This window comes from Phytobacter sp. (assembly GCF_059074235.1).
On the sequence record NZ_JCACPZ010000001.1, the window covers coordinates 160,334 to 175,479 of the forward strand.

The 15,146-nt window shown below is 55.1% G+C and carries 10 protein-coding genes; 3 read left to right on the forward strand and 7 right to left on the reverse strand.

Annotation, left to right across the window (positions count from 1 at the left end):
* Nucleotides 1-30 precede the first annotated feature (30 nt).
* The 6 genes from bcsD to bcsO are packed head-to-tail and all read right to left on the reverse strand — an operon-like array spanning nt 31 to nt 10,290.
* Complete coding sequence (gene bcsD, locus AC5JPW_RS00760) at nt 31-510, reverse strand: cellulose biosynthesis protein BcsD (RefSeq protein ID WP_494237725.1); 480 nt, start codon at nt 508-510, stop codon at nt 31-33.
* Entirely contained in the window at nt 510-4,502 is a 3,993-nt protein-coding gene (locus AC5JPW_RS00765) for a cellulose biosynthesis protein BcsC (protein ID WP_494238121.1), read from the reverse strand. Before AC5JPW_RS00765 ends, bcsD begins: the two co-directional genes overlap by 1 nt.
* 19 nt (nt 4,503-4,521) lie before the next feature.
* Complete coding sequence (gene bcsB, locus AC5JPW_RS00770; RefSeq protein ID WP_494237726.1) at nt 4,522-6,819, reverse strand: cellulose biosynthesis cyclic di-GMP-binding regulatory protein BcsB; 2,298 nt, start codon at nt 6,817-6,819, stop codon at nt 4,522-4,524.
* Nucleotides 6,816-8,918: a UDP-forming cellulose synthase catalytic subunit gene (gene bcsA, locus AC5JPW_RS00775; RefSeq protein ID WP_494237727.1), complete on the reverse strand. Its 2,103-nt coding sequence runs from the start codon at nt 8,916-8,918 to the stop codon at nt 6,816-6,818. Before bcsA ends, bcsB begins: the two co-directional genes overlap by 4 nt.
* Nucleotides 8,919-8,935: 17 nt before the next feature.
* Nucleotides 8,936-9,739, reverse strand: coding sequence for a cellulose biosynthesis protein BcsQ (gene bcsQ, locus AC5JPW_RS00780; protein WP_494237728.1), 804 nt, complete (start codon nt 9,737-9,739; stop codon nt 8,936-8,938).
* A complete protein-coding gene (gene bcsO / locus AC5JPW_RS00785; RefSeq protein ID WP_494237729.1) occupies nt 9,730-10,290 on the reverse strand; it encodes a cellulose biosynthesis protein BcsO in 561 nt (186 codons plus the stop codon). The genes bcsQ and bcsO overlap by 10 nt, the downstream gene beginning before the upstream one ends.
* Nucleotides 10,291-10,928: 638 nt before the next feature.
* On the opposite strand from bcsO, the gene AC5JPW_RS00790 reads away from it, so the two are divergent.
* The gene (locus tag AC5JPW_RS00790; protein ID WP_494237730.1) at nt 10,929-11,840 is read left to right on the forward strand and encodes a LysR substrate-binding domain-containing protein; all 912 of its coding nucleotides are present in this window, start codon (nt 10,929-10,931) and stop codon (nt 11,838-11,840) included.
* Here AC5JPW_RS00790 and AC5JPW_RS00795 read toward each other — a convergent pair.
* Entirely contained in the window at nt 11,793-12,650 is an 858-nt protein-coding gene (locus AC5JPW_RS00795) for an oxamate carbamoyltransferase subunit AllH family protein (protein WP_494237731.1), read from the reverse strand. The genes AC5JPW_RS00790 and AC5JPW_RS00795 overlap by 48 nt on opposite strands.
* 239 nt (nt 12,651-12,889) lie before the next feature.
* Between AC5JPW_RS00795 and AC5JPW_RS00800 the strand changes: the two genes are divergently transcribed.
* Nucleotides 12,890-13,552 (forward strand): cysteine hydrolase family protein, encoded by a 663-nt coding sequence (locus AC5JPW_RS00800; protein WP_494237732.1) that lies wholly within the window; start codon nt 12,890-12,892, stop codon nt 13,550-13,552.
* A gap of 40 nt (nt 13,553-13,592) precedes the next feature.
* Nucleotides 13,593-15,143 carry an acyl-CoA synthetase FdrA gene (fdrA, locus tag AC5JPW_RS00805; RefSeq protein ID WP_494237733.1) on the forward strand — a complete coding sequence of 517 codons (1,551 nt, stop codon included), beginning with the start codon at nt 13,593-13,595 and terminating at the stop codon, nt 15,141-15,143.
* The last annotated feature ends 3 nt before the right edge of the window (nt 15,144-15,146 follow it).

Consider the following 15,146-nt stretch of genomic DNA (forward strand, 5'->3'; position numbering starts at 1 on the left):
CAGGTATAACGCGTTTAAGCATAAACAAACTCATTGTGGGTTAGCGTACCGGAACACAACGTCCGACACGGAGTAGAGCCGCTCACGGCTAAAGGCGACGTGCGAACCACCACCCTGGCCGAGCAGCCAGCGAGAATAAAGACCCTCAAGTATGGCGCAAAATGCGTAGCACCAACGTGTCTGGCTGTTTTCATCGCGGGAGACGGGCAGCGCCTGATGATGGAAGCTCATACCGGTTTCGCTGGCCTCAATATCGATAAAGCCCCAGTTGAACTCCGCCAGTTTGGCGTTGATGTTCGCTTCCAGTTCACCAATGGTCTCCGAGCCCGGTAACGGAAAACGCTCTGCCATCGACTCACCCATTTGACGCAGGAAGGGCAGACTTTCAGATTCCCCAACGTTACGCACCATGCCATCAATCATTACGGTCAGCAGGTCGAACCAACCTGCCGGTGTTTGCTGTCCCTGAAAATAGGATTGCAGAAGAGGATTCGCCGTAATAGACGTCATTATTTGTCTCCCAACATATAGCGGAAATAGATGCCAGCAGTGCTTTCGTTGTAATTGCCGAAGGTGTCGTAACCCACTTTCCCACCGACGGTCATGTCTTTATTCACGTTGTAATCGACGCCGCCACGGAAGGTGTAGCCAATGCCGTTTTGTGAAGAGCCTTTGTATTGTGCTTCCTTGGTGAAGCCCAAGTCGGCCAGTCTCTGTAACATTTTTTGTGCTTCGGGTTCCGTCGGGAAGTAGTCGCTCTTATCCTGGGTATAGGACTGGTAGCCCACCGACCCACCAATGCTCAGCTTCCAGTTGTCGATTTTCTGCGAGAAGTCGACAGGCAGCGACACGCTTACGTAGTTCTGCGGACTGAAATAACCACCCTGACCGTAGGTGTAATAGCTGAGGTTTTTCGAGAAATCCATCCAGCTGACGCTCAGGCCCGTCTGCAACTGACGGTATTCATCGTGCCATGGACGCAAGTAAACCCCGGCACCGGCGTTCATGCTGGTGTTGCTCGCCACGTTGTCGCCAATGTAGCTGTAACCACCACCGCCTACGTAGAACCCCGCATCACCGTCGTCGTAGCTTAACTGGACATTACCGCCGTTTTTGGTGACCTGGCCCCAGCGCTCACCGGAGTAAGCATCTTTCAGCCCCACATAAGAGAGCAGGCTGTCGGTTACCGCCCGGCGTTCACCCGTCAGAATCAATGACAGATAGCTGGTCAGTTTTGGTGACCACTTCACCCCACCGACCAGGGTATTAAGATCCTGACCCAGCGGCGTGCTGCCAATATCCACACGGTAGCTTTCGCCACTCAGTGCCATGTTGAGCTCTACCCCGCTCGCGTTTTGCGAATCGGTGGAGGAGTGAATGGTGTCTGTATAATTTGCTTTGTAGCTGGAGCGGCTCAGCGCCCCCAGGCGACTCGTAACGTTATTATCACCCAACAAGGTGGTCAGTCGTTCATAACCGGCATCCGTGAACGGCGACAGTTTGGCCGAATCGGTCAGGTTGCTGAGGTCAGTAAATTTATCGGTGCCGCCGTCGTTCGCTGCCGAGTTATTGGCATTCGAAATCGAGCTGCTGATATTACTGACTGCGTTCGCCAGAGGGTTCGTACCAAATCGCCGCCAGGCATCCCCGGACGCGCTGCCGGAGCTTAGGTTGACTGGCGTTGCGGTGAATTCAAAGCGTGAGTCGCCAAACGGAGAGCTGGACCAGGTGAGCGGTGCTTTGGCTTCCGTCAGCTTACTGGTACCCGATTCGCCTTCGCGACCACGCACTTCCACGCCGCCCTGCAGCCACATGCCTTTTTTGTCGTCAATCTGCTGCATCATGTCGTCAACCTGACGCAACGTGCGGTTTTGCGCGGTTTCTACAGGCAAATCAGTACGCGTGGTGCCAGGCAGGGTGGAGCCCGGTTCGCGGGCGACCTGCGCGACCTGCCACGGCAGTGACGTGCCGTAGAGAGAGTTAGGTGTGCTGGTTTTGCTGGTGGTGGTGAACGGGTTATCCGCCAGCAGCACGCCACCGATAGTCGGCGTGCCCGTGCTGTTTGTGGACTCCAGACCCACCAGTTTGCCACGGGCGCTACGCAGGTAAGTCATTGCCTGCTGGTGGTTACCCTTGGCCTCTTCCAGGCGCGCCAGTAACAACATACGCTCCGGCGAGCTGTCGGAACGCAGACCACTGGCAAGCGTTGTCGCCTTCTGCACGTTATCCGAAGCCAGCGCCACGTCGATAGCACCCACGCGGGCTGCCTGATCGTCTGTATCGCGGGTCATCAGGTAGTCATAAAGTACACCGGCTTCTTTGTTCATTTTGCCGGTCTGGTAGAGACGGCCCATAGCGAACATCAGGTCGGTGTTCTGTGGGTCGCTTTGCAGAGCGCGAATCAGCTTGTCATACGCCGCCGCATAGTTGCCCTGCTCACGCAGTGTGTCAGCCTCGTTAATCACATAGCCATTACGCACGCCCGCGAGCTGCGCCGGGGTGCTGCGTGACTGGATTTCCGGGCGGGACATAAAGGCCTGAGCTTCCTGGTTCAGCCCTGCCTGGTTTAAGACCGCAATTTGATCGGCATAGTCCCCGGCATTGCCCTCAACGCCACCTTTCATACTGTCACGTACCAGCGCAACGGCACTGGTCATGTCGCCGGTACGGGCCAGCATGCGCGCCAGTTTACCTGCATCAGCCGGCGTTTTAGGCGGCTGGTTAGCCAGTGCTTTCAGCGTATTCGACGCCGCGGTCATATTTCCCTGAGCCAGGTAGCGTTCTGCCGTCACCATTTGCAGGTTGTAATTCACGCGCTCAGACAGGTCACGCATCTGGCTGTTGCGGCTGGACGGAGAAATGCGTGCCAGCAGCGAGTTGGCCTGCTGCCAGGCACCGCTTTCGCTGGCAAAGAGCGCGGCAGCGTAGAGGGAGTTCGCCCCTGCGCCTTCACGTCCGGCGGGGATCATCACTGATGCCGCTTCGCCATCCTGACCGGATTTTTGCAGCAGGCGGGCCAGATCCAGACGCAGCCATGGATCTTCTGGTACTCGCGCTACGCCCTGGCGCAGCACATCAATCGCCTGCGCGGTGCTACCGTTAGCTTCAAGCTGCTGAGCCTGACGACGAATTGGATCACCCGGTGCACCTGTTACCGCACGGGGTGCCAGTCGCTGCTGGAGACTCGCCGGTAAGGTGCGCAGAACGGTCTGGGCTTCTTCCGTTTTGTTCTGATCACGCAGCACGTAATAGAGGTTTTCACGCGCGGGGCCGTTTTGCGGCTGGTCATTCAGAACACTGCGTAGCGTCTGCTCGGCCTGTGAGTAATCTTTGTTCTGACGCAGTACGTCAGCGCGGAACAGCTTAGCAGCAGTACCACGTTCGCCACTCTCCTGTGCCAGCGGCGAAGAGAGCGCCAGTGCCTGGCTGATATTGCCCTCTTTTAATTTCTGCTGCGCGTCAGCCAACTGCCCGTAGAAGGCGGCGTCAGTGGCCTGCTCTTTACGCTCTGTGGAGGCATCACCGCCCTGGTTTGCGGCGCGGTTCAGGTATTGTGCTGCCGCTTTGTAGTCACCGCTGCGTTGGGCGATGTACCCCATCCCGGCGAGTGCATCGGCATCATCCGGGTTGGTTTGCAGTACCTGTTCGAATTTACGTTTTGCCGCACCGGCATCACCGCTGTTCAGAGCGGTATAGCCCGCGCCTTTCGCCGCACCACCGACGTTTTTACGGTAGTAGTTCTGAACGTCAGTATCCTGCGGATGGCGCTGAAGCCAGGTGTCATAGAAACGTTCATCGCCGGGTTGAGGGCCGAGCCACAGCAGCGCCTGACGCAAGCCGTCATCGGCGTCTTTGCTGCCGCTTGCCATCGGCTCAAGCAGTAAAATCCCGTCGCGGCGCGTATCTTCGCGCCAGGTCAGCATTTTCCCCAGCGCGACACGGGCAGCAGTGTCCTGCGGGTTTTGCACGGCAAAACTCTTCAACTGTGCGAGGGCCTGTGGGTAGAGCGACTTGTCACCTGCCATGGTCAGGTAATACTCCGGTGCCAGACTTGGCGGTGGGGTATCGCCGTTGAACATGCTACGCCAGGTTGCAAGTGCAGCCGGAACGTTGCCACTGCGCGCCTGCTGGCGGGCCAGCGACAACTGGCCTTGCGGTACCTGCGTCATCTGTTTGGCGTTATCCAGCGCCTGCAGATTGGCATCGCCCGGCGACACTTGCGCCAGGCGCGCACGCCACTGGGCGGAGGTTTGCAGGTCACCGTTTTGTTGTGTCCACAACGCCATCAGGTACATCGCCTGGGTGTTGTTGGCATCGACCATCAACACCTTTTTCAGCGACTCCATGGCTAAATCGTCATGGGATTTTTCATGCCAGTAATTGGCCTGGTCGAACAGCGCCTTCAGTGCAGCGTCATTCTGCGCAGCCTGCGCCTGGCCCAGGGCTCCGAACGTGAGGACGCCAGAAAGGCACAGCGTCGTCAAACGGCGGGCGGTTTTTATCGTCATTCTTATCACCCTCTTAGTTGCGCTTATCCAGATCCAGGCGTTTTTTCGCGCGGCTTCTTAGCCAGGCGAAGAGTGCCAGGCCACCAATACAGCCAAATGCCAGGCCAAGGATGGCGAGCATGGCTGAATGCTGGTTCGCATACCAAATAATCATCATTTGTACTGGCATCTCACCACGTGGGGACTGTTCGCCGACGCGGAAACTGCGCACACCGTTTTCGTTGGTTATCACTGCGGCATCACCACGGATCCCGGCGTTGATACGCGCAGAGGTCAGATCGGCGTGCAGTTTCGACAGCTGTTCGTCGTTACTGCCGAGTGTCAGGACCACTAAGCGGGCGTCGTTCCACGGCGATGGGAAGCTCACAAATCCACGCCACGCCTCATTTGAAGAGAAGTAGCGGTCGGCTTCCAGGCCATCAGAACCCCAATCACCAGCAACCCAACGCTTCACGCGTTGCCAGGTGGTGAGTTCGCGCACGCCCAGGGTGCTGTCATGCATAACAAACGGCGAATCGTTCAGGATGGCACGGTTGAATTCATGCTGATCCAGCCCGGTGACGGCAAGTACATCACGGTTTTTAAGTAGCTCAGGGCCTGCGCCTGCCGTTGGAATACCCAACATCACACGGTTGTGACCCAGCGCCGTACCCGTTGCATTACCTGAACGTGCGGCCATATCCAACAGGGTCGCAATCTGCGTTTCTGTCGGTTGCGCTGGCAGCATCAGCACGGTTTCCGAATAGTCGGCATTACGCGTGAACGGGAAGGACGCACCCACGAAGTAGGAGAGGTTAGGCAGCAGCGCAAAGTGACGGGTGTGGCTCAAATCAATCCACGAATCTTCTTCAATACGGCTTTTAATGTTGTTGTTGAGCAACACGCTGCATGGCGCGCTCGCCTTCGGCTGAATGTTGAAGTAGAGCGACAACTGGTTATCACCGTAAATCATGTACGGCTCCAGCGGCATATCAAAGACTTCCTGGCGCGCATCACCACCGATTTTGTGCCACAGGGTTTCGAGCGCGCCCTGTTTGTTGACCGGCAGATTGTGCAGGAAGGTATCGTTCATGGTCAGACTTAACCAGGAACGATCTTCATCAATCCAGTTTTCTGTCGGAAAACGATAGCCGATGTGCAGCGGGATGGTCTCACCGTCCCAAAGGAACAGGTCCGGTGCGGCACGGAAGGCCACACGTAGCGCGTCGTGCCAAAGACCGGTGGTGGTCAGGCTTTGATCCTTACGGATCAATTCTGAGAGCTTGACCGGACGATCGGTGGGGATCCAGCGCGGGGCATCGTAAGGTTTGCTAACCGGGATCGTCTGTGCGGTGACGTCTACTGACGGCGTTTGCAGTGCGAAGTTACCACGCGTTAAACGCCAGGCGGCAGCGCGCAGTTCATTTTCGTCTTTACCGACGACCAGCAGCAGCTTATAGACCGGGTTGGCCGGGTTATCGATGATTTTAAGCAGCGGCTGGGTGGTTTGTGGCAGTGTTAAGCCACCAATCTGATCGCCAGGGTGCCCAATCAGGATGCCGTTTTTCTCCGGTAGACGGTCATGATAGGCCGCAAAGGAGACGCCACGGTAGTCGGCCTGAATCCCCATCCATGAGGAGATCAGTGCCCCTGCACTGATGCCGTCCGGGCTCAGCGTAGCCGGGAAGGCCATCGCGATCGCCGCCGGCGTCATTTGCATGCTGTCAAAGAACGGACGCGGGAAGTGGCTCAGGTCTGAGCCGATATCCAACTGCTGACCTTCCAGCTCAAAATGGGAGTCTGGCGTGATGGTCACGCGGTATTTGTCCGTCAGATCACGCTGGCACTGCATGGCATCGCCATCGTTCACTTTAAAACTCAGGCTGTTGCTGGAGACCAACAGCGCCGACGGAATATCCAACTGATAGCTGGCAGTATCGCTGTCCGCTGCACTCAGCGGAACAGTACCCAGCGGCTGGCCGTTAAGCATCAACTGCATGCTGGCGTTACGGGTGGCCATCGCCGGGGAAATTTTCAGATTCAGCGCCAGGCGTGCAGTAGTAATGACCTGATCGACCGGCAGCGTAAATGACGCGCTGCTCTGGAACTGTCCGCCGCTCAGGGAGATCCCTTCCGGGAAGCCCATCTGCGCAATACTGACGCTGTTCACCGTCGACGGCACGAAGACCGGTGAGGTTTGAGACAGCGCCGGAGGGGCTGTTGGCACCGGGTCATTCAGACGCAACAGCGACTCAATAGAGGTGTCTTCCGCGTAGCCGGGGGTGATAAAAAGCGCCCCGACCAGCAGGGCCAGTGTGGTTAAACGTTTCATGCGTTCCCCTCCTCCCCGGCTCGCTCGGCACGTAACCGACGGTTTTCGCGGCGACTTTTCCAGGTCAGCCAGAAGAGGTCAAACACACAACGCATAATGGTGCCCAGTGAACGGAACGGGTTGTCCTGCGGCTTCGGCGGATTAATCCACGCGTCAGCACGGGAGAGCACGACACGTACCAGCTCGCGACGACGCGAGAGGGGAATATCGTCAAACATCAGGCGAATATATTCGTCATCACCCGCAATGGTTTTTACCGGAATGCTGATCGCACCGGACTGAAGCAGCAGCTCAATCTCTTCGATTTCATCGTTCAGATGGCGGTCGTCAGGGGCGACGATGCGGCAACCGCCCATCGACAGATCCGCGGTTTCACTGCGAGAAACAATACCGCTGGCGTGGTGCAGCAGCACCGGAATCGACGCATCGACGCGAATGGTTTTACGCGTCTGGCGGGTTTCACGTGCTACGGCAATTGCAGCCAACAGGAAGATCAGGCTGTAAAGGCCCCAGCCGACGTTGAGGGCGATGACGCGTGGGTCGACGCCGAAGTAGTCATGCGCAAAGGCACGCACGATACCGGCTACTACGCCAGCAGCGAGCAGGATGGCGATAATCAGATGCGGGCGAACCACGCTGAAGTCGAAGTAACCTACGTCCAGAAGCGCGCCTTTATCCGTCACGTTGAACTTGCCGCGTTTCGGGAAAATCATGGTCACCACGGTGGGCAGAACTATGTGGAATGCCAGCACCAGGTCATAGATTTCACCCCAGAAGCTGTAGCGATGGCGTCCGTTCATACGCGAGTTCACATAAATCGCGAGGAACAGGTGCGGTAGCGCATACGCAAAAAGCAGGCTCGCAGAGGAGTGAATGATGTTCAGGTTAAACAGCAGATAAGCCAGCGGTGCGGTTAAAAACGCGATGCGAGGCAGAGCGAACTGGTAATAGAGCATCGCACTCAGGTAGCAGAGGCGCTGCTGAATAGTCAGCCCACGGCCAAACAGCGGGTTATCCAGACGGAAAATCTGCGTCATGCCACGCGCCCAGCGGGTACGCTGGATCACGTGCAGAACAAGACGCTCGGTCGCCAGGCCAGCTGCCAGAGGAATATCAAGAAATGCGGAGCCCCAGCCACGACGCTGCAATTTCAGCGCGGTGTGGGCATCTTCGGTGACGGTTTCAACGGCAAACCCACCGATCTCTTCCAGCGCACTGCGGCGAATGACGGCACAGGAGCCGCAGAAGAAGGTGGCGTTCCAGTTGTCGTTACCCTGTTGAATTGGGCCGTAGAAGAGAGAGCCTTCGTTGGGGATATTGCGCCCAACGGAGAGGTTACGTTCAAATGGGTCTGGTGAGTAGAAGTAGTGCGGTGTTTGCACCAGCGCCAGTTTCGGGTCTTTCAGGAAGCCGCCAACGGTGGCCTGCAGGAAGATACGTGTGGCGACGTGGTCACAGTCGAAGACGGTGATCAGCTCGCCCTGCGTCAGCTTCATGGCGTGGTTGAGGTTACCTGCTTTGGCGTGATTGTTATCGTTACGCGTGATGTAACCGACGCCGACATCAGCTGCGAAGACCGCAAACTCGCGACGCTTGCCGTCATCGAGCAGGTAGATGTTCATCTTGTCGCGCGGGTAATCAATACACTGCGCCGCCAATACCGTATCGCGCACCACGTCCAGTGGTTCGTTATAGGTCGGGATGTAAACGTCTACGGTTGGCCATTGGGTCATGTCATCCGGCAGAGGGACAATTCCACGCTTCAGCGGCCAGACCGTCTGCAAATAACTCAGCAGCAACATGACCCAGACGTAGACTTCCGCAAGAAATAACCCCATTCCAAGAATGGTTTCTATCTCGGAATTAAAGTGCAACGTCTGTGTGAGGCGGAAATACATGTAGCGGGTCGATAAGAGCACCGACATCACCACCATAATGACGGAGACACTGCGCTTTTTATTGAACCCCAGAATGAATAATGCACCGATGCTGAGCAGGCCAAAAATATACTGTTTCTGGCTGTCCATCGGCGTAATGATGACCAGCACGGCAATCGGGATCATTGCCAGTGCCAGCAAAACGTAAAGGAACTTTTTCATGGGTTGCCCTGAGCGAATTAGAAGCCAGACATCTTCGGTTTGCTATGAACCGTGCCGTCTCCGATAGTTACGCCAACAATCCCGGCGACCCGTTTCGCGATGAGTTCAATGTCAAACGCGGCGGCGGATGCGGGGCTGAAATCAAAAATGGACTGCTGGGAGGCGTTCGCTTCAAGGACGCTTTCATCACGGTGGATGACGCCCAAAAGTTGATTACCTAATTTCTCTTCCATGAAGGCCGTGACGTCGCGGCTGATCTGGCGACGGTTGTCGCTCTGATTAAGCACGAAATAATGGCCTGACTTTCTGTTCAGGGTTTCGCCCGTGAGGCGATTGTTCTCTACATGCGGCAGCAAGGAGAGGGATGCGGTATCCGCCTGCAGGGTCACCAGGTGCAAGTCAGCCAGACGGGACATGGCTTTCAACGCTGCTGATGGGCCTGGAGGGAAATCGGCCACGATAATCAGGCCCGGATAATTGAGTAAGGTGTTTAAGCCGCGAATCAGGAAATGCTCATCGTTGGTCAGACGCTCTTCGAACAACTGACGCTGTTCTTCCGTAGCATCGCCATACGGCAGGACGAAAATATTGCCGCCTGCAGTCAGCACATACTGGCTCCAGTCGGAGGATTCTGCCGCCTTCGCAACATAACCACGAACGTCAGACAGCGGTACGCCAAAATGCAGACGTAATGCGTTCTGTACGTCAAAATCCAGCGCCAGCACTTTGCTACCTGACCGCGCGAGGGCGTAAGCCAGATTTGCCGTCAGGGTCGTTTTCCCCACACCACCCTTCGGCGAACAAACACAAATCAACGGCATGAAGCGATCCTTTCTAGCAAAGTTTGTAATGACTGGTTTTTTTCTGATGCCGGCTTAACGTCGGCCGGTTTCGGCGCAAAGAGTCGGGCATAGCTGGCAGGTTGCGCGACGGCAGGTACAGGCTGAACAGGTGCAGCGTAACGCGTTGTCGTTACCGGCACAGCAGTCGGTGCCTGGGCAACAGGTGCTGGCGATGCGGCAGAGGCTGGAACATTTGCTGGTGTCGTCGCTGATAGCTGTTGGGCCACATCCCGCAGGAGCGGTGCAACGGAAGTCGTTATTTCCTCAACAGGTGTGATGTGTTGAGTAAGGGGCGCCGTGGAATGGCTTTCATTCGTGGTAAACAGCGTCGGGTTGACGGGCTGAGGTTGTGGCAGTGATACATGCCCACCCATGGCCAGTTTATTTTCATCGGAAGCAGGTGAAAGCTGGTTGATGAGTGCCCAGTTACCCTGGTCATGAGCAGTATTTTGGGCAGAGAGATCCTTGAAATCGTATTGCTGGTTGCGGGTCTTATCCTTAAACCTCTGCAAATCATCATAATGGTTCATTGTTATACTCATGATTTACATAATAATTTGTACCCACCGCCGATGTAATTCTGGAAACCAGACATTGGCAGAGTCATGTTTTATATTGGCTGTGTGCCAGTTGTGTGGGTACGATGCAATGCTACGGCTATTAACAATTCGCCTTATTATCGCGTGGTTATACTCGTCATTCTTCACGCTGCCTCTTTGAGGCAATTTGAATTATTGAGGGTATAAATTACAGTTTTGCTACCACGCTCTTTATTTCCAGCAAATATATAAACATCAGCTGTACACATGCTATCTTTTTTTAACGTAGAAATCATTAAAGTATTAAATATCAATAATCATTAATGATTATCATGTTAAGTGTTTACTTATTGCAAATTTCCAGGGTTTGCGGTCTGTTTTAATCATGAAAGTCGAATAAAGCTCCAGGGTAATTATCAGGCAAATTAATCTTTTATTACTCGCTGAAATATTTTGAAATAATTATTTTGCTTTGACCCAAAGAAAAAAACGTCAACATGTTATTGAGGCTCGAATTATTGCATTCCCACCTTTATTAGCAGGGTGAGATCTGAAACCTCACAGCGTGCTGGTCTGCACCTCCTTTATGCGGTAAACAGTAAGCTGGTGCTGGCCGGCAAGGGAGAGGCATGTTGATTAGTGCACAAGCATTGAATGTGATTATCACCATTGCGCGCTGCGGCAGTTTCGCTGCGGCGGCAGAAGAGCTGCATAAAGTCCCGACCGCGCTGAGCTATACGGTGCATAAACTGGAGAGTGAGCTCGGGCTTAAGTTATTTAAACGCTTGGGAAAACAGCTGGAATTAACAGAGGCCGGGAAATATTTCATAAAAAAAGGTCAGCTTATTCTCAGTGAGCTGGATGAACTTCAGTTTGCCACGCAACGTATTGCCGCAGGTGTTGAAACCCGTCTCAATATTACCCTCAATAATATTGTGAGCCTCAATCCGCTTTATGCCCTGTTGGGTGAGAGCGAACGTCATTTTCCTCAAACCGAAATTCATATCTCTATTGATGTCCATGATGGCGTCTGGGATGCCTTACTGGAGAAACGGGCAGATATCGCGATTGGCGCGCCCAATCAGGTCGCGCTACCTGGTGAGATCTGCTGTCTGGAAATGCCTACTGTTGACTGGCTGTTTGCGATTTCCCCGGAGCATCCGCTGACAGTTCTGAATCGTCCTCTGCTTGCTGACGACTTGCGGCGCTATCCGGCGGTCTGCATCCACGATACCTCCGTGAAACTTGAGCCGAAAGTGGCCTGGCAGCTACGCGGGCAAAAAGCAATTGTTGCCCCCGACTACCGAACAAAAATCGCTATGCACCTGAACGGATTAGGGATTGGCTTTTTGCCCCGCCATTTTTGTCAGCAATATATTAATGAAGGACAGCTGGCCGTACTGCCGGTAGAAGAGAGTAAACAACCTACGCCGCTCTTTCTGGCCTGGCAAAACCGACCTCCGCGCCCTTGCTACAGCTGGTGGCTACAACAGCTAAAGCGGCCCGATGTGCAGTGGGGCTTCTACACCGCGCTCACCTGACGCTTGCATGGCGGTGAGCATACCAGTAAGCATGTCGTGGCCGGAGGTGTGCCCGTAATCGGCCACTTTCGCCACTTGCTCAGGCCATGTGCGCCTGTTCCCGGTTGCCAGGTCGAGCAACAGTGCGCTGTAGTGACCGCGACAGCCTTGTTCGAGCATGGCACGGCTGATGTCGGTCGTGCGTGCGAGCAAACCGGGCAGCGCGGCTTTGAACGCAATGCTCTTAGGATTTCCTTCCCTTTCCAGCACCAGTAAAACCCCCAGCAGAAAATCGTCACCCGAAGGCGTGAGCCCTTCTCCTCTGCCAATAAAGATAGTCAGTACCTCTGAGAGATCCTTTTCGCCGCTTTGCAGCCAGTGAACCAGAGCGTGCTGCGCTGCGATCAGCTTGTCATCGGACATCAGTGCCAGGCGGATGCCTTTCGCGGGTTGGCGGGCAAAAAAAGCCTCTATTTGCCGCGCCAGTTGGGTAAAAGCAGGGGCCTCTGTGCCGGAGGGGAGGCGGGTTGAGTGCACCGCAGTGTGGTTTAAGCCAATCTTTACCTTTTCACCACACAGGTTACCTTCACTATCCAGACGAAGGCTTTCTCCAACACGAAACAGCGGGCGCAGGTCACTGCTGTTAATAATGATCCCCAAAGGTGCCAGTGGCATCCCTTGTGCCTGAATGACCCATAACTCACCCGATGGTGTTTGCAGATTACAGGCGCGCTGAAAAATGGAATGCACGCGTCCCCCCGTTTTCGAGAGCTGTTGCAGGGGCAGCGAATCGCAGCGATCTGTTGCTTGTAAATCCGTTAAGGTGTTCAAGATAGCTCCTGATTTCAGTGTGCGATCACAATTTAGCATGCGTTTTTTTGCCGGGGTTTTTATACCCGTTTGCATCCTGTGCAGAAAAAGTCATATCAGTACACGATTTACGCATTATGGTGGTTTGTTGCGCAATGGAGCCTCATTTTTTTTGAGGTTGAGACAGAAAACCTTTTTGCGCACATACCGTTAGCACTCCGTACACTTCATTTAAAGTCAACATCAACAAGGGAACGTTTATGCGCACGATTAAAGCACAACCTTTTGACTTTCAGTTTGACCCCAGGACCACTGCTCTGGTGGTTATCGATATGCAGCGCGATTTTGTCGAAAGCGGAGGATTTGGAGAAGCCCTCGGCAATGACGTTTCGATTGTGCGCCGGGCGATTGAACCCTGCGCCGCGCTGTTAAAAAGTGCGCGTGAAGCAGGATTGCTGGTCATCCATACCCGTGAAGGTCACCGCGACGATCTCAGCGATTGCCTGCCTGCAAAACGAACCCGTGGTGGCAAAACCTTTATTGGCGAGCAGGGCCCGATGGGCCGCATTCTCGTCCGTGGTCAGAAAGGCCACGACATTATCCCGGAACTGGCCCCGCTGCCGGGTGAACCGATTATCGATAAACCAGGAAAAGGGGCATTCTACGCCACCGACCTGCACATTATTCTGCAATCTCACCACATTACCTCTCTGATTATCTGCGGCGTTACCACGGAAGTCTGCGTCCAGAGTACCGCGCGTGAAGCGAACGACCGTGGGTACGAGCTGGTGATTCCGGAAGATTGCTGCGCCTCCTATTTCCCTGAGTTCCACCAGGCGGCGCTGGAGATGATCAAAGCCCAGGGCGCCATTGTTGGTTGGGTAAGTGATTCGGCAGCGGTCATTTCGGCACTCCGCTTGTGACTTAACGCCGTATACAACAGATTCTGTTCGAGGACACAAAATGTCACTGCATTACCAATGTTTCCCGAATCTGTATAAGGACTCCGTTTCCCTTATGCAGATCTCTGCCCGACTCAATGCCCTGGAAGGCGTTAAGCAGGCTTCCGTGGCGATGGCGACACCGGCAAACATCGAGCGCATGCGCGATGCCGGTTTGGACATCACCCTGGAAGCGCGGCCCAACGACCTGCTGATTGCTCTCGATGCGGGCGATGAGGCGGCGGCTGAGGCGCTGGAACTGGCCGCATCTTTGCTGCGCCCGTCCACAACTCAGGAAACATCGAATAATGCTACCCACCGCCCGGCAGTCAGCATCGCTATGGGGGTACACGATGAAATGCAGGCTAATTTTGCGCTGATTTCAGTGCCGGGGCGCTATGCCGCTGCCGAAGCCCTGAAAGCGTTGAGTCAGGGTCTGCACGTCATGCTGTTCAGCGATAACGTCCCCGAAGAACACGAAGCAGCAATCAAACGTTATGCCCGCGAGCAGGATCTGCTGGTGATGGGGCCGGATTGCGGGACTGCCATTATCAACGGCATGCCGCTCGGTTTTGCCAACGTAGTGCGACGTGGGTCGATTGGCCTGGTTGCTGCATCCGGTACTGGCTTACAGGAAGTCAGTTGTCATATTCACCATCTCGGTGCGGGCGTGTCGCAGGCTATTGGCACGGGCGGACGAGATTTACACGAAGCCATCGGCGGCCTGAGCATGATCCAGGGGATCGCGATGTTGGCCGATGATCCAGAAACAGACCTTATTGTTCTTATTTCTAAACCACCAGCACCAGGGATTATGCAAAAAGTACTGGCCAGCGCACGCCAGTGTGGAAAACCGGTTGTCGTGCACTTCCTCGGCGCCGAAGACCACAGCTTAGAATATGAAGGTGTTATTCCCGCACGCAGCCTGCTTCATGCAGCTGAAGTCGCGGTAGCCACATTAGAGGGCAAAAAAACACCTCAGGAATCCAATACCAGGGAATCCTTAATCGTCCGAGCCCGAGCCAAAATCGGGGCAATGGCGGCAATACAAAAAGACATTCGCGGCGTTTTCGCCGGTGGCACATTCTGTTACGAAGCACAACTCGCCCTGCTGGCGGCCGGACTTTCTTGCGAATCGAACGCGCCTGTTCACGGCGCTGCACATTTGCAAAACCGCCAGAAGGGTACCGGACACAGTCTGGTCGATATGGGTGACGACGAATTCACTCAGGGCAGACCGCATCCGATGATTGACCCCGAACTGCGCAATGCGCGCCTGCTGTCTGAAGGGCGCGACCCCGCGACTGCCGCTCTGCTTTTCGACATTGTCCTGGGCTATGGGGCCAGCGCCGATCCGTGTGCCACGCTTCTGCCAGTCCTGGAGGCGTTGCAGCAAGAGGCAGTCCAGGGGCAGCGTTCGCTGTTGCTGATTGCGCATGTTTGCGGCACCGAAGACGATCCTCAGAATCGTCAGCAGCAAATTGAACATTTACATCAGGCGGGTGTACTGGTGGCCGAGAGCAATATCGAGGCTGCACGGCTGGCGGCATTTGTCGCACAACAACGGAAATAGATT

Coding starts and splice junctions, on each gene's coding strand:
- bcsD (WP_494237725.1), bottom strand. CDS start 510: ATGACGTCTATTACGGCGAATCCTCTTCTGCAATCCTATTTTCAGGGA.
- bcsB (WP_494237726.1), bottom strand. CDS start 6,819: ATGAAACGTTTAACCACACTGGCCCTGCTGGTCGGGGCGCTTTTTATC.
- bcsA (WP_494237727.1), bottom strand. CDS start 8,918: ATGAAAAAGTTCCTTTACGTTTTGCTGGCACTGGCAATGATCCCGATT.
- bcsQ (WP_494237728.1), bottom strand. CDS start 9,739: ATGCCGTTGATTTGTGTTTGTTCGCCGAAGGGTGGTGTGGGGAAAACG.
- bcsO (WP_494237729.1), bottom strand. CDS start 10,290: ATGAACCATTATGATGATTTGCAGAGGTTTAAGGATAAGACCCGCAAC.
- AC5JPW_RS00790 (WP_494237730.1), top strand. CDS start 10,929: ATGTTGATTAGTGCACAAGCATTGAATGTGATTATCACCATTGCGCGC.
- AC5JPW_RS00800 (WP_494237732.1), top strand. CDS start 12,890: ATGCGCACGATTAAAGCACAACCTTTTGACTTTCAGTTTGACCCCAGG.
- fdrA (WP_494237733.1), top strand. CDS start 13,593: ATGTCACTGCATTACCAATGTTTCCCGAATCTGTATAAGGACTCCGTT.